Here is a 21157-nt window from a genome sequence, read left to right as displayed (position 1 = left end):
GCAAAGCCAAAATTTAATTTGACGTTTTTCCCACATCCTGCCGATAAATCATTCCGACCTTATTACTCGCAAAAGAATAATTATATTTTGAACTCAGTGAATCGATAAATATAGGTTCCTTCTCAGAATTCGTATGATCGAAAGTTGAACGGCTAGCATCTATTTTTGTGTAATCAAGGTCATAGTTGATCTCTAACACACCTCCCAGATCCACGGGTTCGACAAGAGACAGGCGGCTCTGAATATTTTTGCTCTCGTTATCCGTTCGGATCATTTGATTTAGAAAGGTCTCCGTTATTTTAGGCGGAGCTACTGTACTGTCTATACCCTTGTTGTTATCGCGCAGTACTTCGTCCTTATCCAACGCATTAAAATCTGTATGAAAAGTATATAATATTTTCCGGCCAGGCTTGTCAAAACTCCTCGTATAAAACAGGTCCAGGGCTGCGGCTGGGCTTTCCGTACTATTAGCAGCTTCATAATTACCTGTACTGCTCAACCTGTTATTCTTGATCCGTCGATCCTTTAATGTTCGACTTGTCGAATTAGTCCAGGAGAGCTTTGGAGAAATCTTCAATTGGTCTTTTGCTGAGAGTTTCATATCGAAATCCCAATCCATTTTATGTGTCCGATCAACAGACTTTATCCTATAGTCCTCATAATTACTGATCGAGGTATTCACTCCTTTTCCAGAACCATAGATGGACTGTAAAAGAGAATTTCCGACAGTATAATTGTTGCGTTGTGTAAAAGAATATTTTCCGCTGGCATTGACAGTCTTTGAAAGTGGGCTGGAAAAACTAGCTCCGACGGAACTTATTTTGTTGACACCATCTGTAGGGTCAGCAAAATCGGCCAACTCCCCATTTCCCGTTCCCGCTCGCCTCCATTTGGCGAACCAAAAGAAAAGAGATTGGTATTTGTATTATTGATAGAGGATACAATAGAATATTCCTTTCCATTATCAAATCTATTTACACCAATACTTCCAAGGTAGCGGTCGGCGGTACCTCCACCCACTGTTGCCTGTCCAAAAGTGATTTTTTTCTTATCCTCTCGAAGTACAATATTCAATATCTTTTCAGATTCGGTGCTTTTGATTCCTTTGGCCGTCGCTTCGTCTCCATAAAAATCAATAACCTGCACGCTTTTCACAAAATCTGCGGGAAGATTTCGTGTAGCAGTCAGGACATCCCCGCCAAAAAATCGCTTACCATCAACTTTTACCGAAGATATGGGTTTTCCGAAGGCGTAGACAGATCCATCTCTGGATACTTGCACATTTGGTAAGGCTTTAAGCGCCTCCTCTAAAAGTGCACGCCGATCGAATTGAAAAGCGTCTAAATTAAATTGTACAGTATCTTGTTTATAGACAATAGGCTTATATTTGAGAATAACAATCTCCTTTAATAAAGAAACATGTGGAAACATGGTCAATTTCCCGACGTCCAGTTTGGCCGTACTACTATTGTAAAGTGGATAACTACGTTCGAGAATACTCAAACCTATTTGCGTACAGCTTATCCGAATATCGTTTCCTAAAACACGTCCGAAGTGAAAATATCCCGTTGCTGATGTTGACGAAAACAGTGTGTCCCGAGAGCTCGTCAAATGTACACTAACACCTTTGAGAGGATTGCCAGCAGTATCTATAACAATTCCATAAACCTCTTTTTTGTCGCCTGACCAAACGTATTCCTCGGCAGAAAAAACAAGCTTATAATAGTTAACAAAAGTATAAACCGGATGATATTCCCGCCCCTTAGTTTCATCAAACAGACTTTGCAATAATACAATTCAATATAAGAAATTCTTAAGCTATTAACGTAAAAAGTTGTGATTTTGTATAAAAAAACGAGTTGTCAGGAAAACAACTCGTTTTTACTACTAAAATTCTTATGATTTGTTACTCACCAGCAAAGGTTACCTTAACAAGGTGTTTGTCAATTTCCCAACGTCCAGTACCATCTTCACCAATTACATCAAATAGTTCCAGGATACGTCTTGCAACAAATTCCTCCTCTACTTGCTCTTCCAAGAACCATTGTACAAAGTTGAACGTCACGTAATCCTTAGCTTTTGCACATTTGTCAGCAATGTTATTAAATTGCTCTGTTACAAACATCTCTTGCTCTAATGTCTGCTCAAATACACCACGGAATGATTCGAAATCTTGTGGAATACCTGTAATCTCCGGAGAGATTGCACGACCACCACGATTATTGATGTAGTTGAAAAGTTTCAACATGTGCTCACGCTCTTCATTGGACTGTTTTGCAAAAAACTCAGCCGCATTTTCCAAACCTTGATCATCACACCATGAAGACATTGCCAAATATAACGCTGAAGAGTGTGCTTCAACTTTAATTTGTGCATTTAGTATATTTTCGATCTCTTCTTTCAAAGAAGATTTCAATTTCAATAAATCTTTCATATTTACCTTAAGTTTAATTTCTAAAACAACATCAAGTGATATACCTTATCATCTGATTACATTACAAAGATACATCGGATTTCGAAAATCTGTATAAATAATATGCAATACAAATTCAGTCTAAATTAGACAAATAAACCACAACTTGTTTAGAATCAATACAATTACAAATACCGATCATTGCTACTTTCAATAGCCCATAAATTTAAAGAATAGGAAAGTATTTAGGTGTAATAAATACCGAATTACAATAAACACAAGAGAGAGACAGCGAACACTTATTTAATTTTAATTTAAATAAGTATTTAGCATAACAGAAAAAAGCGGTGTATGCCCTGATTGGACATATACCGCTTTTCCGATATTTTTATATAAGGTATTCTTCTTTATGCTAAGACAGCAAATGGAGAAACTTGTAGACAGGTTCTGATGACGGAATTTAATTCCATCATAAATTTAGCTCCATCCAGTAATTCACGAAGTTGAAGCACATCCTCTACAGCAAGAATAAAACATCTTTCTGTACGAAAAGGCATAACAATTTCAAAATCAGAAGAACGTGTTGTATCATTAATCATCCGCTCCACATCAATTGAATCCATACGCTTCTTGAATTTCAAAAAATCCGACACCGAAAAAGATGTAGTCTCATTATTATACTCCAACCAGAAGCAATTTTTACGACTACATTGATAAACCTTACCAGCTGCAGTGGAAAACACTTCTTCAACATGTGCTAATGGACAAACCAATTCTGACATTTCTATTACCCTTCTCTTTTAAACTGCTCAAAAATAAATATTATTTATAATCAATCCAAGTAAAATAAGTGATTATTTTGATTTAATATAAATAAACTACTTTATTGTTAATACCATCGCGAAACTGTCCTCCTCTATCGTAATATAAACAGCGCGAAAAGCCCGGGATAGTCCTGAACCGGCTAGAGAGATCTATAAATTAACTGACTAGCCAATTCATAAAATTCCATAGCAATCAATACGACAAACTCCTTCCAAAAAAAAAGGAGGTCAATTATAGATTGACCTCCTCCGTTAAAATGTATGTGTTATATTTTAATCGTATTCTTCCTCTTCTTCTTCCTCTACGGAAAGTACTTCTTTGCGATTAGTAACGACTGTATTTTTGTCTTTGTTTTATGTTTATTAATCTGCCTACGTAAGGACTCTACGGCGATATCCGTTGCCTCCTCAAAACTCTTCGCCTGCCCTTTTGCGAAAAGTTGGCTCCCTGGGATGTTCAGTTTGATTTCTGAAATCTTATTTGCCTCGTCATCGACATTCTCCAATCGCAGGTAGCATTCACCACCGATGATTGAATCCAAAAACTGCTCTAATTTTCCTGTTTTCTTTTTAATGAATTCGATTAACTTTTGATCTGCATTAAATCGAATGGATTGCACAGTAATGTTCATTTTCCTCCTTTTTTAAGCTTTTGGATGAGCTTGTTTATAAATAGACTTCAATCGTTCTGCTGAGTTATGCGTGTAAACCTGCGTTGCAGCAAGCCCTGCATGTCCCAACAGTTCCTTAATTGCATTTAAATCCGCCCCATTATCTAATAGGGCCGTTGCGAACGTATGCCTCAAAATATGAGGGCTTCGTTTACCTTGAGTAGAAATCAGTGTCAGATACCGATGCACAATATCATAGATCAGCTTGGCATAGGCTGGTTTCCCTTCTTTTGTAACAATCAATAAGCTGTTATTAGTATCAACAAATTGCGACGCTTTTTGTTGCAAATAGTTTTTCAATTCTTTTACTAAAAGATCATTTATCGGAACAAGGCGTTCTTTGCTCCTTTTACCTAATATAAGAATATTTTTATTAAAAAAATCGATATCCTGCTCCTTTATTTTCAACAATTCAGCCAAGCGAATCCCTGTCCCAAAAAGCAATTCCATTACCAAATAATTCCGGCATGATTCAAAATCATCCTTCTCTTGTTCCAGATGATCCAACAGCTGAACTAACTTTTCCTTCTCCACAACAACGGGTAGCTTCTTCGCAGTTTTTAACGCCTTAATAAGGGTCATCGGATTTTTATCAAGGCATTCTTCACGTTGAAGAAATTTAAAATAGGTGCGCAGCGCAGACATACTTCGATTGACAGAACTGGCATTTTTACCTGACTCCATCATCTGAGCGAAGTAATGACGCAGATCCCGATAGACAACATCCGATAACACCAAACCCTCCACATTCAAAAAGGATTGAAACATTTCCAGTTCATGCCGATAAGCAATAACGGTATGTTCTGAATATCTTTTTCAATCTGTAAATACCGGATAAATTCCTTTTCCAACATAATTTCCCTCACTATACTATCCTTAAATTACAAACTTAAAAGCACAAAAAAAAGGGAGAAGCAATGCTTTTCCCTTTATATTTTTAAATTCTCAGCGAATCAATTAGTTAGCCACATCTTGATTCAAAGATTGTTTGTAAATCGCTTTTTCACTTGAATGCGACGAGTTACAGATCTCTTTTCATAAGCTTGACGTGAACGCAACTCTCTTAAAACTCCTGTTTTCTCGAATTTCTTCTTGAAACGTTTCAATGCTCTATCTAAAGATTCTCCTTCTTTTACATTTACGATAATCATGCGTTGTATATACCTCCTTTCGTCGCTTTTAAAATTTAAAGTGGGACAAAGGTACAATATTTCCATAGAATATGAAAAGAAAAATATTTTTTTATAGCAGTCCAAATTCTGTTAGAATCGATTGCAATGGTTTTCCTTGGTACACAGTGCTGTATGCCAACCCAACTGCTGTGCTGCAGCCAAATGCTGCGGGCTATCGTCAACGAACAATGTTTCTGCGGGATTCAACTGCTGCTCCGCCATCAGCAATTCGAAAATCTCGGCGTCGGGTTTGCGCATGCCGACTAAATGCGAATAGTAAGTTTTTTCAAAAAATCCGGCATTATCGGCCACACCATATTTTTCTTGAATATCATTCATACAATAGGCATAGTGAATCGCATTATTATTACTCAACAAAAAGTACGGTACTTATCTTTCAATTGCAACAATAGTTCGTGATACCCTTTAGGGACTCCAATCAACAGACTGTTCCAAGCTGCATCAATTTCTGTATCGGTCAATGCTGGATTTTTAGTAACCTCCCGGATTCCATCCCGAAATTGCCTAGCATCAATTTTTCCCTTATCAAAATCGTCAAAAAGTGCACTTTGACCATGATGCCCAAAAACTTCGTCAACATTTTCTATACCTAACTGAGTAAAAGCAACTTTCAACTTTACAAAGTCGATCATGAAGATTACATTCCCATAATCAAGAACAATATTTTTAATTTTTTCCATCGAATTATTTTGAAATACCGATACAAATATCGATAATTGCATCGTCAAAACAGCACAACCAATGCCAAAATTGACAAAACAAACGACCTGCTCCTATAGCTCAGTCGGTTAGAGTAGAAGACTCATAATCTTTTGGTCCCTGGTTCGAGCCCAGGTGGGAGCACAAAACAAAAAGTCGCTTTTCTGAATAAGAAAGCGACTTTTTGTTTTAATACCCACTAAAACGGCTACTTCAATTTATTCGCTTTGGGATAGCCCCAATAGCGTTGGCCATCAAAGACAAACGAACGTATGTCCTTATCATTTTCTGGAAAATATACTATCGAAAATACAGATCAAACAGCCCAACAATAATCGCAGCGACCAAAATAAAAATTCTATTTTGTTTACTTTTATAATACCAAATTTCCTGACAGCAAACCTATCAACAACGATAATCAACATCACAGGGACTAAAAGCCAAAGTCCATATAAAGCCGTCAGTTTGCTCTTCTCGCTACCGGAAAGCAATAATTCTGCTGAGTGATAAAGGACAAAAACCATCCAGCCTATTCCAAGTACCAGAAATAAGCTGATTTTTGTCCCAAAACGACTGCCTCCGCTCATAAATATTCCCCTTAATTCCAACCGTTTTTACGATTTTTCCCATTTAATTCTCTGAAATCTGATTTTCATCAGGCTATACAAAGCAAATGACAGTCTCAGTACCTCAAGAATTTTGTTAGCAAAGATCCGGTCATAGGTGTGGCATTTCATTAGATCTTAATGTTGATTGACATCATTATACTGCCACAGGACGTTTGCAATTTTCCAGGCGCCATTCAATTTCACAACATGGATATAATCAATCCATTCATCCGCAATTAGCTTAACAGAGGCGGTACGTGCCGAAACATCGAGAAATTTCACCTCTTTCTTTGGATTAGCGGGAAATTTATCTCCATTTTTATTGTAACTCTCTGCCAGTAGAATCATGGATTCACTAGTTGTCTCGCGCAAATAGTCTTTACCGGTAGCCTTATCCTTCCAAAAAGTTCGTTTCACCATCCGCGGATGCAAAGCTCGCTCCATTTGTTCAGGTTTTACCTGATGTTGCGATTCAATATAATCAAGGGCAGCTTGCTTGATCGCTACACTATCCTGTTTTGTCTGCGCCAATAAACTACAGGTACATGCTAAGAGCATGACCAGGGTAAAAGAATATTTTATTCTCATTTCAAAATTAATTTACTCGTTTCACTAAATAACACAATAAATCATTGGCTGATGATGGCAGTTAAAATCCGTAGACCCCTATTTATTATTCGCTGGATAAAACCTGTTTTTTAACTATTGAATGCTCCGTAGACTGATTTCATCGCCCTCGCCACATTAAATATCTTTTCTATTATCATCCGAGTCGATGTCAATCAGTTTGTTATACGGATCGATACCGACCTGAATGGGCTCCTGATCAACAATCAATGTCAACTTATTATTAATTTGATCAATACGATGTTTTCTCAGATAAAGCTCCTGTGGCTTTCCGTTTTTCTTATCCGTTGATTTTGAAAAAATCCCAACCTCAATATAATCCCTAAGGGGCAAAGATTCTAATGTCACCCGATCAGATTTCTTAAACACGAGTGGTTTGCTCCCTTGATCATTATAGCTCTTTTGCCATTGGCATCCACGCGATATTTGGCCACTTCAAATTGAATATCAACTTGGTATTTTCCATTTTTCAGCTTTTTAGAACTTACACTCTCCACCTTATTGTTATACAAAGTAATCGTTTCAAACATATCTTTGATCAGATAACGCAACGAATCAGGTGTGGCTCTGCGAAAGGAATCCACAAACTCCAATGATGTTGTGTAAGGCGGATTTTGGAAGGCTGTACTTTTCAGATACGCTTTTGCTGTCTGGTTGAAAACAGTTTCACCTAGATAATCACTCAGTGCGTACAATACCAACGACCCTTTCTGATAATGGATATACATCTGATTTTCGTTGTACATCAATGGTCTTTCACCCAATGTCTCCGACCCCCTACCTTTTAAATAGCCATCCAGCGCGTCTTTGAGAAACTTACGCATCTGTCCCTTTCCATACCTTTTTCGAGGACTTTCAAAGACGAATATTCAGACATACTTTCAGACATCAACGTTGCTCCCTGCGCGTTGGCACCAACCACCTGATGGGCCCACCACTGGTGGGCTATCTCGTGTGCTGTGACAGCATAGGGATAATCCACCGCATCATCTTTCTTCTCATTCACATCTGCTATAAAGCCTATTGCCTCGGAAAAAGGAATGGTGTTGGCAAAAGACTGCGCAAACGTTCCGGCTGTCCGGGGAAATTCAACAATACGCAACTGCCGATGCTGATAAGGACTATATTCCGCAGTATAATACGCTAAAGAGGCCTTGCTCGAAGCCATCATCCGATCGAGGTTGTAGGTATGTCCTTTGTGGTAATATATCTCTAAGTTGACCCCATTCCATTTGTCTTTTTAATTTCATAGCGAGCAGAGTTAAACGCAAAGAAATTCAATATCGACGAATCCATTTTATACTGATAATATTTCCGTCCATCTTTCTCCCATTGCTTGGTCAGGTACCCCGGAGCTATGGCCAGCTGGTCCGGATCCGTGCTCACAGTCGCCTCAAACCGGACCCAATCCGCATCATTTGAGATATAATTATTCCGCAGTGCCATTGAATCAGTGGGTGGAGCCATACGATCGCGATGAGGTAATCCGTATTTCTTGCGGATATCATTATCCACCAGTTCACCCCGATCCAAATACCCAATGTTTGGAAACAACATATTGTTGATAAAGGTTCCATTACCTTTGACAGGAGACTTCTCGTTCACCCAGGTATTGGAAGGGCTAGTTGTACTGAAATTTAAGACGATGGAATCTCCTGGAGCCATTGGCTTGGCTAACTTGTAGATATTGAAATTGTAAATATCATCTGTAGAGACCAACTTATTGGGAACATTGAAGGAGAAAGTATAGTCATAATCATTATAATTGACAAAAATAGAATCTATAGCGACTGCAGTCTTATTCTTTAACACATAGGAAGCTTGCGCTTTAAAACTACGCCCAGAAGGATAGATATCCATATTAAACTTAATATCAACAACACGGGGCTGTGGCCGAAATTGATATTTTTATACTTCTTTTCCCATTCCACAGATTGTTTTTCGTGATCCAAGCTGGTATAATAAGGGTTTTTAATATGATCTTCATAATATATCCCACTACCGATAGCAACAAAACCAACAAAACTCAGGATAAGTACGGTCATAGTACTCGCCTTTACATTCGATCGTAAAATAGTCCAGCGCTCTCTTATACCAGAGAATCCACCCCTACGCCATAACAAAAGGGCTAGGGTCAGAAAAAACACAGCGAACAACAGCCAATACACCCGATAGGTTAAAAAGGCAAGATATAGCCAAAACCGTCCATATCCGAATAATCGAGATCAGGCCCCTTGTTAAATTGATAAATCGCCTGCTCTACCCCTACAAAAGACAAAAATGGCAATCCAATAAATAAAGTTAACAGGATAAAAAAACCAGCCAGATAGTTCTTGAAGAGCGTATGTACAAAGATGGCTACAAATAGCCATACGATATTTCCCAACATACCATATACCATCAAGTGTATCACGTACTGCCCGATTTCGAAATTATAATAATGATGGTAAACCTGAAATGCCATACAGGTGAGCATTACCACCGCGAGCAGGGTCAATTGCATCATGATGATCGCGATTATTTTGGAGCCCATGAGTGTCCAGTTCGGAACGGGTGTCGCATCCAATAATCCGCCCATTCGTGTAATGCTACCGCGATGGACCAATAAACCGCTGAAGAGGAAAGTCAAGATCAACAAAAAGAACTTAAAAGTCGTACCTGGTATCATCAGCATTTTCCAGGTAACAGGATAAGTCGAGGTACCGAATATTGTACCGATTGTACTAGCCATCAAGATGATAAAAAGTACACCAACCAAAGTCAAAATCAAAAAGACTGGATTCTTAACAATATAGCGATAATCATACCGTGCCATTGTCCAGGTTGTTTTCAAGTAATGGGTTATTGAAAAATCGTAACCCACTTTCGGGAGGTTGATACGAAAAACGCTGTCAAAGTTATTTTTGTCAAGCGTTTTCCTTTTTCCCTGTCTTGATCGAGATGGAGTCCTGCGAGAAAGAAAACAACAGGTAAAATCCACCAATAAATAAAGCCGCTACAGCTAGCCAAATCAGTCGATTATAAATTATTGCACCAAGAAAAGGAAGATTGCTTGTATTCTTTTCTTCGGGAGACCAATATTGCGTATAGTAAGAAATGGCACTATCGCCAAAAGGGTCTATCAATGCCCCTAAGTAACGATTATCGGCATTGTCAGTCAGGTTTTGAATAAGCACCTGTAAAATGATAAGCACCAAAACGGCGACAAAACCGACATACACATTGCGGGTGAAGGTTACCAATACGAAAATAATGGCACTTAGGATAACCAGATTAGGAATAACCTGAATCAGATAGGTTTGAAAGTAAGCTAAAACATGTACCGGCCCCAATAAGCTTGAATTGATACCAGGGACAAACTGTGCGACAATAATACCTAGCGTGGATGCCAGTACGATTATAAGTACAACAGCAACTGATCCAAAAACTTACCCAGTAAATAGTCTGTTTTGGTAAATGGGTAACTAAACAGGATGGTATGTACATTATATTGATAATCCCGGTACACACAAGCCCCCACAATGGAGGGTATCAAGAAATAGATCAATGAGGACATCCCATTAATCATCCCGTTAATAGCCCAAGGGGAATTTCTGATCGTATTGGATGAAGTAGTCGCTGTGACCCCGTCAAATATGCCCAAGGAAGAGAGCATGATGAACAACGATAGTGCAAAGAATAGAGCCATATAAATATAGACGGCAGCATTCTTAAACCAACGGGTAAACTCAAATTTAAAAATCGGACTAAACATGGCGCTGGTCATTTTTTAATGCTACAAAATAAACATCTTCCAGTTGCCCTTGCGCATTGACAAAAGATTCATCTGGTTGCACATCGCTATAAACCCGGATATTGAGCGTATTATCCTGATTGTAGTTGGTGGAAATGACATTATATTTCTGGGTATATTCATCCAATTGATCGCGACTAATAATACGCACCCAGATCTTGCCTTCTAATTGTTCTATCGTTTCCTTTGGCGTCCCCGCAATAGTATCTTACCGCCATTGAGGATCGCAAGTTCATGGCATAATTCACGTACATCATCCACAATATGTGTAGAGAAAATAACGGTATGATCGGTACCGATCTCCCGTAAGACATTCAAAAACGATGTCTTTCAGCTGGATCCAGTCCAGCGGTGGGCTCATCAACAATAATCAGTTTTGGATCATTCAATAATAATTGGGCTATTCCAAATCGCTGTTTCATCCCACCTGAATAGCCACTGACACTCTTATTACGAACATCCCAAAGATTGGTAACCTCGAGCACACGCTTGATGATCGCCTGTCTGTCGGCACTTGTTTTAATGCCTTTGAGCTTCGCAAAGTACTGCAACAAATCTGTTGCTGAAAGGTTCGGATAAACACCGAATTCCTGTGGTAGGTAACCTAAAACCTTTCGCAGTTCCATCTGCCTACCAAGCACATCAATATCACCAAAAGTAATACGACCGCTATCTGGCTTTTGTAGTGTCGCAATAGTACGCATCAAAGATGACTTTCCCGCTCCATTTGGTCCGAGAAGACCAAACATCCCCGGTTTAATTTCCAAATTCACTTCATCAAGGGCTTTTACACCATTCGGATAGGTTTTACTGAGGCTTTCTATTGATAAGTTCATAAATAAGTTTAACTGTTAATAATTTGTTAGTATGCTAAAACGACAATTTGTTACAACAATATAACAAAAGTTCACAAGAAAGTCCGTAGATCTATCTATTTTTCAGCGCAATATCAACTAAAAACAGTTATTGATTACAAGGCTTCCACATCTCGAAAAACGGTGGAAACAAATTGGCCTGATTAAAGCTCTCAAAGTTTTATCTCAAACAAACTTACGGTAGCATTGTCATAATGCGCCGGTAAGCCTGCTGTATTACGAAGCTTCTTTAATCCCAAAAATCAAACCCACATTTCGTGTAGTGGTCAATCAGTCCTTTATTCTCACCTACTGTATCCAATCGGACAAACTTCTTATTATTTGCAATTGCATATTCAATCGACCAATTCACAATAGTGTTAACAAGATTCTTACCTCTAAAATTGGGATTCGTTGCGATGCGATGGATGTAAACTGCCGGATCGTCATTTCTCTCCTCCCAAATGTCAGGGTCGTCGAATGTTGTCGCCCAGACACAGGCGATATCCTGATCTGCAATCATTTTCCATTGCCTATTCTCCTTCAGCTCCTGTTCGATAAGCTTCCGATCAAACTCAGGCCAATAAACCATGGATTTTGCCTTTTGAAAATCAGTTGCAATCCTATAAAACTTAAAGATCGAGTCAATATCGTGAAGTGTGCTATTTTGTATCTGTAATTCCATCATGATGACTAAGCTATTGATAATAAAACTGTGCCTAAAGCACATACAAAGTTACACTCCCTCTCATCGTTGTAATGGGTACAGATCAGACACATCTTACGGTCTCAGTAACGCTGTCCGAAAGAATATCATGAGTTTAAAATCGTCGCAATAGGGGTTGCGTACTACAGCGGAATGAGCCACCAAAACTTCTGCTGATCTGGAAGTCAACATATTCGACATGTATCCCGTAAAGCGAAAGCTTATCGCCAATAGGTTTAAATACAGGGTCAGTGACGTAAACATTGGGTTGATCGGTAGACCATTGGTTGCCAACTGTCCCGCCTCGCTTAGGGTAACGTTAATCTTATCCCATTGTTTTAAATGTTCCGGTATGCCGTCAAGAAATGCATCCTCACAAACAACCATTAGTCCTTCACGAATAAGTCCGAGAGCACAATCCAAATGTAAAATATCCGGATGCAATCTTATTTCCTCGACCTGATAACCATAAGATTTAAGTAATTTTGACAGCCATCGGATACCCAGGCTATTGGATGCAAGCCCAGAGTTACCGACAAATACCTGTTTGCCAAGGACCAATACATCACCACCCTCGATAAAAGGTCCGTGCCAGCGCGAAAGATCACCATGATCATGGATCGCAGGTTTGGGTGCGGCAACATAGAGGCAATCATCTGGATAGACCTGTTGTTCAAAAATATCCCGAATCGGCAAGATTTCATTTGTGCGTTGAAGAAAACGCAAGGAACCTTCTATGACAGCATTACCCACAGTAAAAAATGGATCACGCACAAAGAAGTTGGCATAACCATCGTCAGCTCCGACTTCCTTCTCCAAGTTTGTCAACAGACGAGGACGCAACACTTCTACCCCATATTTTTCCAGTACAGCAGCAAAATTTGAGCGTTCAAGATCCCATGCTTTTGTTGCTCAGGATATACTTCCGCGAAATCTTTTCCTGCATTTGTAACATCACTTTCTGTGTTGGTATCGGGGAGAAAACGGAGATCGTCCGCTCGAACTGCTTTTGGAAATCCAAACTCTGAAACCGCCAAGATCACTTTTTGTAAAGGAGCGAACTCATTTTCTACATATACCATAACAATAAAGCTTTTTATAATACTACTGATTTTGCCTTAACTTAACAAAAAAATAAGATTTAGAAAACACTATTGAATCCCCAATATCCATCTTACGTCAAAAATATCTGTTACTTCTACCAGCTGGTCCGTCTCATTATTTCCCAATACCGCCTGTCGTCCAGCCGTCAGCTTGGTGACAAGCTGACCACGATCAACCACATTTGCACAGGGCAAAAACACCGAAAGATAATTACCGATTTTTCGTCCATCATCATGTACCAGATCTGAGCCGTAGATAACCACATTTGGGGAAGTAAGAGAGGCACTTACAATGGGCAGTTCTGCATACCCATTTATCTTTTTATCCAGCCTGTCAAAATCTAGGCTCCCGCCAAAACATGACTGGTAAAAGGTAAGCGCCTTTCTACAATTTCCCGAAAATGTGATAAAAACCCCGCTTCTTAACCGTTCCATATCCTAAACAAATTGAATTAAACTATGCGTCTGGTATGACGGGCTCCACAAGTTTTTTCATTTTTTCCAAAGATTCCTGCCATCCCAAATAACACATTTCTGCTGGAATAACTTCAGGAATTCCTGTTTGCTCTATTTTAAGTTCAGTACCGCAGCTGACAGCACGCAAAGAAACTGTCGTTGTCATTTCTCCGGGTAAATTTGGATCATCAAAGCGATCGACATACTTGATAAATTCATTGGCTGTAATTTCCAAATACTCTCCACCAAAGGAATGACCATTACCTGTACCAAAATTGATAAATGTCATCTTAAATTGACCACCTACTTTAAAATCCATCTGCTGTACAGTACAGACAAAACCATAAGGGGGTAACCAAGTAGCCTGTGCTACTGGATCCGCGAATGCGCGGAAGACTTTTTCAGGGCTTGCCTGAATAACCCGATGTAAAGAAACACTATTTGTTTTCATCTCGATTGATTGTTTATAATGTAAATAGATAATACTACCTTTTTGTTCTTTCTAATAATTCTCAATAAACCTATCCTTTCGGATGGGCACACTGTCATACCAAGATATTACGATATCGCCGATGCGCCAGTATATGCATTCTGCTGCGAGGTACGACTTGTACCTGCTAGCTTTGACCGATAGACATAAGATAACATCAGTATACCCAATACAATAAGTGGCAATAACATGAATGTTATATTTTTATCCACGCAAGCGTGACTGATAAAGGCAAATAGCAAACTGAATGTCAATCCTGCATAAGCCCATTCTTTTAGTTTAGCCGGAAACTGTGGAATGGCAATGGCAATGACCCCTAAAACTTTACAGATAATAAGGGCATAGGCAAAATAATCCGGGTAGCCCAAGGGTTTGGTTCCTGCGTTCATATATTGTGGTGCAAATAGTAATGTGCCCAGTGGCATAACGCCTTCCCAGATAACAATAAATATTGTCGCTATCCAGAAGATAATTTTATTCTTTTTCATGATGTTGGTATTTTATGGTGATTAATTTGTTGATTCAACGTGTTTTACAAAATTATTGAGAATAGCTTGCCAACCTTGCTTCTGAAATTCAGGATCATTCATCTGCTCCGCATCAAAAGTGGTACTCATGATTGTCTTTCCATCTCTTTCAGAAAATACGGTGCTTACTGTCCGACCATCAGACATGGTATAGGCGATTTCTTGATGCAATTCAACCTTATCATAAGTTCCTTCAAATCGAATCCAAAACTTCCATCCTTTGCTTCCATCCGATTTTTAAAAGTACCATTCACACGCAAGTCGTTTTGACTGCTTGGACAATGCCAGCTTGGATCCGCAGCATTCCATTGCATAATATCTGCTGGCGCATTCCATTGTTGCCATACCTTTTCTACTGGCGCGTTTACCGCTGCTTCTACCTTAATTTTTGTTTGTCTTTCCATGATTTCTTTTTATTTGTTGATTATGATATAGCAAAGATGCGAAGGATTTTAAGGGGCGGCACATTGTAAAAACGACAACTTTAGGGGTGGATTACGACAAAAACAATTTGTACCTTTATCCTATAAACCAAAAAGATATGCAAATCTCTGTTTTTGTTCCCCAATATGGTACTATTGAAGGTATTACGCCGGCATTTAGAACCTTTCTTACGGCCAATGAATTTCTTTCGGCTTTTGGAAAGAAACCGATATTCAATGTTGAGTATGTAGGTCTTAGTGAATATGTACCGGCCAACAGCGGTGAGTATACCATAAAAACCAATCGTTTGCTGCAAGATGTGGAACGGACAGACCTATTAATCATACCCCCGACTTTCGGAGATATTGACACCGGAATAAGGGATAATGCCGAGGCCATACCTTATTTCAGAAAACTCCATTTAAAAGGTACCCGCCTGGCCAGCTTATGTGTAGGAGCTTTCCTTTTAGCTGAAACGGGTTTATTAAATGGTAAAAAATGCTCAACCCATTGGGCCTATGTCAGCGAATTCAAGGAAAAATACCCTGAAATAGAAGTCGAAGATGGGGCCGTTATTACAGAAAACGATAATATTTACAGCAGTGGTGGCGCCAGCAGCCTGTGGAATTTGATACTATATCTTGTCGAAAAATTTTCCGACCGCGAAACGGCGGTTATGATCGCCAAATATTTTGCACTGGATATCAGCCGTGACAGTCAGTCCCAATTTGCGATATTCCGCGGCCAACGTAATCACGAAGACCTGGATATCCAGAAAGCGCAGGATTATATTGAACTAAAGTATGAGGAAAAAATTACGGTCGAAGATTTAGCCAATTTTGTTAATATTGGCCGCCGAACTTTTGAACGAAGATTTAAAGAAGCAACAAATAATACGCCCGTGGAGTATATCCAGCGTGTACGCATAGAGGCCGCAAAGAAATTTTTGAAGCTTCAAGGAAGAACGTTTCCCAAGTGATGTATGATGTCGGATACACAGATACAAAAGCATTTCGGGATATTTTCAAAAAAATAACAGGCCTTACGCCTATAGAGTATCGAAACAAGTTTGCTAAAGTCGCTTAAGAGAGAAAGACTTATTAACAAAAAGTAGCTGAATAGCATAACAATAAAATCAGAAAGCCACCCGATATCAGGTGGCTTTCCAATACGGTTTCTTATACCTATTTTTTCAGCATCATTTCCCGGATATATTTTACGGGCGAATTACCAAAGCTCAGAAATTTCTCATTGAAGGCTTTTAGCTTAAATTGAGCACCCTCCTCCTTTTTCACAGCTTCTCTTAAATCATAGATTTCTTTATATCCCGTAAAATAAGATGTTAGCTGTACGCTACTAACAGATACCCTTTTCCATTTCCCGGCGGCCTCTGCCTGCTGTTGAAACGCTTCGTCAACCAATAAATGCATGGCATCCTTTTCACTCATATTCTTCACATGCACACTATAGTCCAAAATAGCGTTACATACAGTACGTAGATGCCATTTATACCACATCAACCACATTTCAGGTGCGTTATCGCCATAGCCATTTTCTAACATCATCTGCTCGGTATATACAGCCCAGCCTTCGATCATGGCTCCATTCCCAAAACACTCTTGATTAAGCTAGGCGACTGGTTGGCATAGACCAACTGCGTATAATGCCCCGGAATAGCCTCGTGAATATTCAAAATCTGCAAAATATAGTGATTATATTCCCGTAGATAGCTTTCTGAAGCTTCTTTGGTCCATCCAGCAAGACTTCCAACATTGTAATATGTATTCCCACCTTTATCATAGGGACCCGGAGCACTGATAGACGCTCCAGCAACACCGGCCATATACGCAGGTTCTTTCCGTACGACCAAAGGTTTGCTATCATCAATGTACAGGAGATCTTTCTTTTTCACAAATTCCACCAATTTTGGTATCTGCGCTTCAATGGCCGATTGAAATTCATCTGCTTTGACGTGATTGACAGACAAGGTATCAATCATCTTGCGAATAAGCACCAAACTATCTGTGGGTTGTACCGCCTTTCCAAAATACTTTGGCCACAGTTCCTTACTGATTTTATACATTTCAGCATGTAAATAGCTCTTGCGTGCCATTGCCGCATCATAGATCTGTGCAGCAGTAGACCCCGACTGGATATCAAACTTGAACTTTTGATCGTATAGCTCCTGCCCCAATCTAAAGCTTCGTGGCGATGGATTCGGGTTCGTTTTTAAAAACGTTACAAATCCATTGATCGCCTTTACGGCCTGATCGGCTTTCGCTTGAATAGCCGCTTTTTCAGTCGCTGGAAGACTAGATTTTTTCAAGGAATCACGCAGATCCGTTTCAAACACAGATAATCCACCCAAATTCTGCTGTATGGCCAGATCTGTTAATACCAACGCTGGATTCTTAATCTGTCCTTTCGCAGCCTCATAATACGCTGGAATATGTGCCATCCGTTGTTCAATAGCGTGAAGACGATCATGCAATGGGGCATAATTCTCAGCCAACATAAAGGCGATAGTTCCACTTACATTGTAAGATGAAGGATTCCATTCGTAAGAACGCTCTTTTTCGATTGACCATACATTAGATTCCAGGTAGTTCTGGATCAGGTGGTAATCCGTCTGTTGTGAGAGATTCAGCTCGTTCAGATCAAAACTTTTCAATTGATCTAAATGTTGCTTAGAAAATTCCAAACGTAATGCCCTGCTTTTGGCATCGGGGATCGTCAACAACGAATCGTAACGGTGAAAGCCTACCTGTGTGGCCCATTCTGGATTTTCTTTCCAGAGCTGCTCGATGAATCGATCTTCATAAGCTTTAAAATTTGCATTCGAAGTCGTATCCGCAAGGGCTTTTTTGTATTGGACCCCGACCCGCAGGATGCCAAGATTCCCAAACCCAGGACAGTGAATGTATATGTTATCAGTTTCATTGGAGTAATTTGATTAAAAATAACAATTGTTGTTGATTTTTAATCAAACCACCGCAAGGATTTTACAATTAAAAACAGCCCCATCCTTTTTACTTACAGCCAAGTATGGAATTTTTGAATAAACCAGTTCTTAACAAACTGTGTCAACAGGCAATAACCGATCAAAATACCTATTAGCCAAGGAAAATAAGACAATGGTAGCGCCTGTAATTTCAAAGCCTCAGCGAAAGGTGAAAATGGCAGCAGAATACCGATAACCATAACCAAGGAGGTCAATGCCACGACGGAGCGGCAGCCCAGCTTTGTATAAAAGGTATCTTGCGTGTACGGATCATATGGATGATCAAAGTCTGTGAAAGCAGTCCTTCGACAAACCACCCCGATTGAAAAAGCGTCTGATGTTCGACCGTATTTGCTTTGAAGACAAAATACATCAATGCAAAAGTCGCAAAATCAAAGATAGAACTGATCGGACCAATAAAAAGCATAAACTTTGACACGCTCCCCGCATCCCATTTTTTCGGTTCCTGAATAAATTCTTCATCCATACTGTCCCAAGGAATAGAAACCTGTGAAATATCATATAACAAATTCTGTATCAGCAGGTGTACCGGCAACATCGGCAAAAAGGCAGAAACGCGCTCGCGCCGAGCATACTGAACATATTTCCAAAATTACTGCTGGCTGTCATCTTAATATATTTAATGATGTTACCAAAAGTACGTCGACCATAGATCACACCCTTTCGAAGAACCATCAGATCTTTTTCCAATAGGATGATATCCGCACTTTCTTTGGTAATATCCACCGCCGTATCCACACTAATGCCTACATCAGCCTCTTTAATTGCGGCAGCATCATTAATACCATCGCCCATAAAACCAACGGTATGTCCCTTGGACCGCAAGGCTTTGACCACACGTACTTTTTGCAATGGACTTAATTTTGCAAAAACGGAAACGTCAACAATACATTGATCCAATTCTTGATCATTGATCTGATCCAGTTCGCTTCCATTAATAATACGTTGCACAGGGATCCCCACATCATGACAGATTTTACGTGTGACGATCTCATTATCTCCTGTCAGCACTTTTACAGCTACCCCCAATTTATGCAGGGCTTCAATCGCTGGTGCTGCAGAAGGTTTGGCCGGGTCCAAAAAACCAATAAAACCAGTCAACGTTAATTTGACTTCATCTGCAATGGCATAAGTCAATGGATGGGATCCTCAAATTCCCGAATGGCAACCAACAATACGCGCAAACCTTCTTCATTCATCTTTTGGATGTATTCAGCACGATTCTCCGCATAGTATCATCCATAGATACAGTACGGTCATTTTCAATATGTAGGCTACGATCATCCCCAGGATCAAACGCATGGGTACATAATTCCAACATTTCCTCTACTGCCCCTTACAGATCAGGAGATGTTTACCGTTATGCTTTTTGAGAATGACGGACATTCTTCGCCGTTGAAAATCAAAGGGTATCTCATCCACTTTCAGGTATTGATCTTCGACTTTTAGATAATCATGCAGTTCAACATGCTCCAGTACCGCCTTATCCATCAGATTTTTTAAGCCTGTCTGATGAAAACTATTGAGGTAAGCCCATTTGAGTACTTCGTCATCTTCTACACCATAGACATTGAGGTGCTTTTCCATCACGATCTTGTCCAAGGTCAGTGTACCTGTTTTATCTGTACAGAGAATATCCATCGCACCGATATTCTGAATGGAGTTCAAGCGTTTGACAATGACTTTACGTTTACTCATATTAACCGCTCCTTTGGCTAGATTTGCCGTCACAATCATCGGGAGCATCTCAGGTGTAAGCCCTACGGCCACAGCAATCGCAAATAACAACGCTTCGGTCCAATTCCCTTTCATCAAGCCATTGATCAAAAAGATCAATGGAACCATCACCAGCATAAAGCGAATAAGTAGAAAACTCACCTTGTTTATCCCTTTATCAAAACTTGTTTCTGGCCGTTCACCCGTAATGGATTTACTGATACTCCCGAAATAGGTATAGTTACCTGTGGTTACAATAATCGCTATAGCTGAACCACTGACAACATTGGTTCCCATAAAACAGATATTGCTAAGCTCAATGGCCTGCTTTTCTTTCGCATCTCGAATTGGCAAATAATTCTTCTCTACGGGAAGCGCCTCTCCTGTCAGCATGCTTTCACTCACAAAAAGATCCTTACTCTGTATAATCCGGCAATCAGATGGAATCATATCGCCAGCAGAGAGATAAACAATATCCCCTGGTACGAGTTCAGCAATAGAGATCTCTCGTCGTCCTTTGAATTTTCGCAATACAGTAGCTGTGGTTTTCACCATGCCTTTGAGTTTTTCAGCGGCTGCATTACTTCTATACTCCTGTATAAAACGTAAGAGGGCGCTGATTAATACCATAATAGAAACCACAAGGACAGTCTTATAATCCCTATCGTCCGGTGATGCAAGCCAGACATCTAGAACGAAAGACACAACAGCAATGACCAGCAATATGTAAATAAAGGGATTAGCGAATGCCTTTATCAATTGAATATACCATTTGGGAGCCTTTTGATGTTGTATTTCATTCAGTCCAAATTTCTGGCGGCGCTCACTGGCCATATCATCTGTAATCCCACCATCACTACTTTCCAGCATAGCACAAGCCATTTTTTCATCCTGACTCGCAATTTCCTGCAATTTGGTGATCGTTCCCACATTCATACCATTTGAACTGATCATGCTATGCAATGGGTTTCTTATTTTGTTTCTAACGCTGATCATAACCCTAGTCTTTGTTTAATTTATATGCGATACAAC

At 39.6% G+C, this 21157-nt stretch carries 34 protein-coding genes, 1 tRNA gene and 3 pseudogenes; 2 read left to right on the top strand and 36 right to left on the bottom strand.

The features are described from left to right. Positions 1-13: 13 nt before the first annotated feature. From KUH03_RS28815 to KUH03_RS28775, 9 genes and pseudogenes are all read right to left on the bottom strand, one after another. Positions 14-859: a hypothetical protein gene (locus KUH03_RS28815; protein ID WP_257087848.1), complete on the bottom strand. Its 846-nt coding sequence runs from the start codon at positions 857-859 to the stop codon at positions 14-16. Then, entirely contained in the window at positions 817-1788 is a 972-nt protein-coding gene (locus KUH03_RS28810; protein ID WP_257087847.1) for a carboxypeptidase-like regulatory domain-containing protein, read from the bottom strand. Before KUH03_RS28810 ends, KUH03_RS28815 begins: the two co-directional genes overlap by 43 nt. A 118-nt stretch (positions 1789-1906) precedes the next feature. Next, positions 1907-2434 carry a ferritin gene (locus tag KUH03_RS28805; RefSeq protein ID WP_108637070.1) on the bottom strand — a complete coding sequence of 176 codons (528 nt, stop codon included), beginning with the start codon at positions 2432-2434 and terminating at the stop codon, positions 1907-1909. Between the two features lie 386 nt (positions 2435-2820). Further along, positions 2821-3195, bottom strand: coding sequence for a DUF6686 family protein (locus KUH03_RS28800; RefSeq protein WP_257087846.1), 375 nt, complete (start codon positions 3193-3195; stop codon positions 2821-2823). A 344-nt stretch (positions 3196-3539) separates the two neighbouring features. After that, a complete protein-coding gene (gene hpf / locus KUH03_RS28795; protein ID WP_373564506.1) occupies positions 3540-3869 on the bottom strand; it encodes a ribosome hibernation-promoting factor, HPF/YfiA family in 330 nt (109 codons plus the stop codon). A 12-nt stretch (positions 3870-3881) separates the two neighbouring features. After that, the gene (locus KUH03_RS28790; protein WP_306429207.1) at positions 3882-4676 is read right to left on the bottom strand and encodes a tyrosine-type recombinase/integrase; all 795 of its coding nucleotides are present in this window, start codon (positions 4674-4676) and stop codon (positions 3882-3884) included. A 189-nt stretch (positions 4677-4865) separates the two neighbouring features. Then, positions 4866-5059 (bottom strand): annotated as a pseudogene (rpsU, locus tag KUH03_RS28785) (30S ribosomal protein S21). A gap of 111 nt (positions 5060-5170) precedes the next feature. Continuing rightward, positions 5171-5455 carry an HAD-IA family hydrolase gene (locus KUH03_RS28780; RefSeq protein ID WP_257087845.1) on the bottom strand — a complete coding sequence of 95 codons (285 nt, stop codon included), beginning with the start codon at positions 5453-5455 and terminating at the stop codon, positions 5171-5173. Beyond that, a complete protein-coding gene (locus tag KUH03_RS28775) occupies positions 5452-5781 on the bottom strand; it encodes a hypothetical protein (protein WP_257087844.1) in 330 nt (109 codons plus the stop codon). The genes KUH03_RS28780 and KUH03_RS28775 overlap by 4 nt, the downstream gene beginning before the upstream one ends. A gap of 89 nt (positions 5782-5870) precedes the next feature. On the opposite strand from KUH03_RS28775, the gene KUH03_RS28770 reads away from it, so the two are divergent. Further along, a tRNA-Ile gene (locus KUH03_RS28770) sits at positions 5871-5944 on the top strand. 137 nt (positions 5945-6081) lie between these two features. Here KUH03_RS28770 and KUH03_RS28765 read toward each other — a convergent pair. The 21 genes from KUH03_RS28765 to KUH03_RS28670 all read right to left on the bottom strand — a co-directional run bounded on the left by KUH03_RS28765 (position 6082) and on the right by KUH03_RS28670 (position 15368). Beyond that, on the bottom strand, positions 6082-6387 hold the full coding sequence (locus KUH03_RS28765) for a hypothetical protein (RefSeq protein ID WP_257087843.1): 306 nt from the start codon (positions 6385-6387) through the stop codon (positions 6082-6084). Between the two features lie 156 nt (positions 6388-6543). Next, positions 6544-6996, bottom strand: a complete 453-nt coding sequence (locus KUH03_RS28760) for a nuclear transport factor 2 family protein (RefSeq protein WP_257087842.1) — start codon at positions 6994-6996, stop codon at positions 6544-6546. 156 nt (positions 6997-7152) lie between these two features. Continuing rightward, positions 7153-7383: a hypothetical protein gene (locus KUH03_RS28755; protein WP_257087841.1), complete on the bottom strand. Its 231-nt coding sequence runs from the start codon at positions 7381-7383 to the stop codon at positions 7153-7155. Next, a complete protein-coding gene (locus KUH03_RS28750) occupies positions 7380-7859 on the bottom strand; it encodes a hypothetical protein (RefSeq protein ID WP_257087840.1) in 480 nt (159 codons plus the stop codon). Before KUH03_RS28750 ends, KUH03_RS28755 begins: the two co-directional genes overlap by 4 nt. Continuing rightward, positions 7820-8206 carry a hypothetical protein gene (locus KUH03_RS28745; protein ID WP_257087839.1) on the bottom strand — a complete coding sequence of 129 codons (387 nt, stop codon included), beginning with the start codon at positions 8204-8206 and terminating at the stop codon, positions 7820-7822. The genes KUH03_RS28750 and KUH03_RS28745 overlap by 40 nt, the downstream gene beginning before the upstream one ends. A 41-nt stretch (positions 8207-8247) precedes the next feature. Next, positions 8248-8895, bottom strand: coding sequence for a hypothetical protein (locus KUH03_RS28740; protein ID WP_257087838.1), 648 nt, complete (start codon positions 8893-8895; stop codon positions 8248-8250). After that, the gene (locus tag KUH03_RS28735; RefSeq protein WP_257087837.1) at positions 8841-9191 is read right to left on the bottom strand and encodes a hypothetical protein; all 351 of its coding nucleotides are present in this window, start codon (positions 9189-9191) and stop codon (positions 8841-8843) included. Before KUH03_RS28735 ends, KUH03_RS28740 begins: the two co-directional genes overlap by 55 nt. Positions 9192-9211: 20 nt before the next feature. After that, positions 9212-9898: an ABC transporter permease gene (locus KUH03_RS28730; RefSeq protein ID WP_257087836.1), complete on the bottom strand. Its 687-nt coding sequence runs from the start codon at positions 9896-9898 to the stop codon at positions 9212-9214. A gap of 43 nt (positions 9899-9941) precedes the next feature. Continuing rightward, positions 9942-10367: a hypothetical protein gene (locus tag KUH03_RS28725; RefSeq protein WP_257087835.1), complete on the bottom strand. Its 426-nt coding sequence runs from the start codon at positions 10365-10367 to the stop codon at positions 9942-9944. A gap of 65 nt (positions 10368-10432) precedes the next feature. Further along, on the bottom strand, positions 10433-10789 hold the full coding sequence (locus tag KUH03_RS28720) for an ABC transporter permease (RefSeq protein WP_257087834.1): 357 nt from the start codon (positions 10787-10789) through the stop codon (positions 10433-10435). Continuing rightward, positions 10782-10979 (bottom strand): hypothetical protein, encoded by a 198-nt coding sequence (locus KUH03_RS28715; protein WP_257087833.1) that lies wholly within the window; start codon positions 10977-10979, stop codon positions 10782-10784. The genes KUH03_RS28720 and KUH03_RS28715 overlap by 8 nt, the downstream gene beginning before the upstream one ends. 23 nt (positions 10980-11002) lie before the next feature. Further along, a complete protein-coding gene (locus tag KUH03_RS28710; protein ID WP_257087832.1) occupies positions 11003-11146 on the bottom strand; it encodes a hypothetical protein in 144 nt (47 codons plus the stop codon). Continuing rightward, positions 11143-11664, bottom strand: a complete 522-nt coding sequence (locus KUH03_RS28705) for an ATP-binding cassette domain-containing protein (RefSeq protein ID WP_257087831.1) — start codon at positions 11662-11664, stop codon at positions 11143-11145. Before KUH03_RS28705 ends, KUH03_RS28710 begins: the two co-directional genes overlap by 4 nt. Positions 11665-11932: 268 nt before the next feature. Continuing rightward, on the bottom strand, positions 11933-12370 hold the full coding sequence (locus tag KUH03_RS28700) for a GNAT family N-acetyltransferase (RefSeq protein ID WP_257087830.1): 438 nt from the start codon (positions 12368-12370) through the stop codon (positions 11933-11935). A 93-nt stretch (positions 12371-12463) separates the two neighbouring features. Continuing rightward, positions 12464-13234: an arginine deiminase family protein gene (locus KUH03_RS28695; RefSeq protein WP_257087829.1), complete on the bottom strand. Its 771-nt coding sequence runs from the start codon at positions 13232-13234 to the stop codon at positions 12464-12466. 2 nt (positions 13235-13236) lie between these two features. Then, positions 13237-13470, bottom strand: coding sequence for a hypothetical protein (locus KUH03_RS28690; RefSeq protein WP_257087828.1), 234 nt, complete (start codon positions 13468-13470; stop codon positions 13237-13239). A 69-nt stretch (positions 13471-13539) separates the two neighbouring features. Next, positions 13540-13926 carry a glyoxalase gene (locus KUH03_RS28685; protein ID WP_120259132.1) on the bottom strand — a complete coding sequence of 129 codons (387 nt, stop codon included), beginning with the start codon at positions 13924-13926 and terminating at the stop codon, positions 13540-13542. A 22-nt stretch (positions 13927-13948) separates the two neighbouring features. Beyond that, positions 13949-14398, bottom strand: coding sequence for an SRPBCC family protein (locus tag KUH03_RS28680; protein ID WP_120259133.1), 450 nt, complete (start codon positions 14396-14398; stop codon positions 13949-13951). 107 nt (positions 14399-14505) lie between these two features. Next, entirely contained in the window at positions 14506-14925 is a 420-nt protein-coding gene (locus KUH03_RS28675; RefSeq protein WP_257087827.1) for a DoxX family protein, read from the bottom strand. A 21-nt stretch (positions 14926-14946) separates the two neighbouring features. Then, a complete protein-coding gene (locus KUH03_RS46935) occupies positions 14947-15111 on the bottom strand; it encodes a hypothetical protein (RefSeq protein ID WP_306429206.1) in 165 nt (54 codons plus the stop codon). Next, positions 15090-15368: an SRPBCC domain-containing protein gene (locus KUH03_RS28670; protein ID WP_306429205.1), complete on the bottom strand. Its 279-nt coding sequence runs from the start codon at positions 15366-15368 to the stop codon at positions 15090-15092. The genes KUH03_RS46935 and KUH03_RS28670 overlap by 22 nt, the downstream gene beginning before the upstream one ends. A gap of 137 nt (positions 15369-15505) precedes the next feature. Between KUH03_RS28670 and KUH03_RS28665 the strand changes: the two are divergent. Further along, positions 15506-16473 (top strand): annotated as a pseudogene (locus tag KUH03_RS28665) (GlxA family transcriptional regulator). A gap of 98 nt (positions 16474-16571) precedes the next feature. On the opposite strand, the pseudogene KUH03_RS28655 reads toward KUH03_RS28665, so the two are convergent. The 6 genes and pseudogenes from KUH03_RS28655 to KUH03_RS28630 all read right to left on the bottom strand — a co-directional run bounded on the left by KUH03_RS28655 (position 16572) and on the right by KUH03_RS28630 (position 21121). Continuing rightward, positions 16572-18124: pseudogene (locus tag KUH03_RS28655) on the bottom strand (DUF885 domain-containing protein). Between the two features lie 296 nt (positions 18125-18420). Next, the gene (locus KUH03_RS28650) at positions 18421-18609 is read right to left on the bottom strand and encodes a hypothetical protein (protein WP_257087824.1); all 189 of its coding nucleotides are present in this window, start codon (positions 18607-18609) and stop codon (positions 18421-18423) included. Next, a complete protein-coding gene (locus KUH03_RS28645; RefSeq protein WP_257087823.1) occupies positions 18600-18947 on the bottom strand; it encodes a cation transporting ATPase C-terminal domain-containing protein in 348 nt (115 codons plus the stop codon). Before KUH03_RS28645 ends, KUH03_RS28650 begins: the two co-directional genes overlap by 10 nt. Further along, positions 18926-19546: an HAD-IC family P-type ATPase gene (locus KUH03_RS28640; RefSeq protein WP_257087822.1), complete on the bottom strand. Its 621-nt coding sequence runs from the start codon at positions 19544-19546 to the stop codon at positions 18926-18928. The genes KUH03_RS28645 and KUH03_RS28640 overlap by 22 nt, the downstream gene beginning before the upstream one ends. A 58-nt stretch (positions 19547-19604) precedes the next feature. Then, positions 19605-19730 (bottom strand): hypothetical protein, encoded by a 126-nt coding sequence (locus KUH03_RS28635; protein ID WP_257087821.1) that lies wholly within the window; start codon positions 19728-19730, stop codon positions 19605-19607. 5 nt (positions 19731-19735) lie between these two features. Next, on the bottom strand, positions 19736-21121 hold the full coding sequence (locus KUH03_RS28630) for an HAD-IC family P-type ATPase (RefSeq protein ID WP_257087820.1): 1386 nt from the start codon (positions 21119-21121) through the stop codon (positions 19736-19738). Positions 21122-21157 lie beyond the last annotated feature (36 nt).

The organism is Sphingobacterium sp. E70, from assembly GCF_019285695.1.
Taxonomy (GTDB): domain Bacteria; phylum Bacteroidota; class Bacteroidia; order Sphingobacteriales; family Sphingobacteriaceae; genus Sphingobacterium; species Sphingobacterium detergens.
Note: the sequence above shows the minus strand (reverse complement) of the source record. Positions and strands in the feature narration are given on the sequence as shown.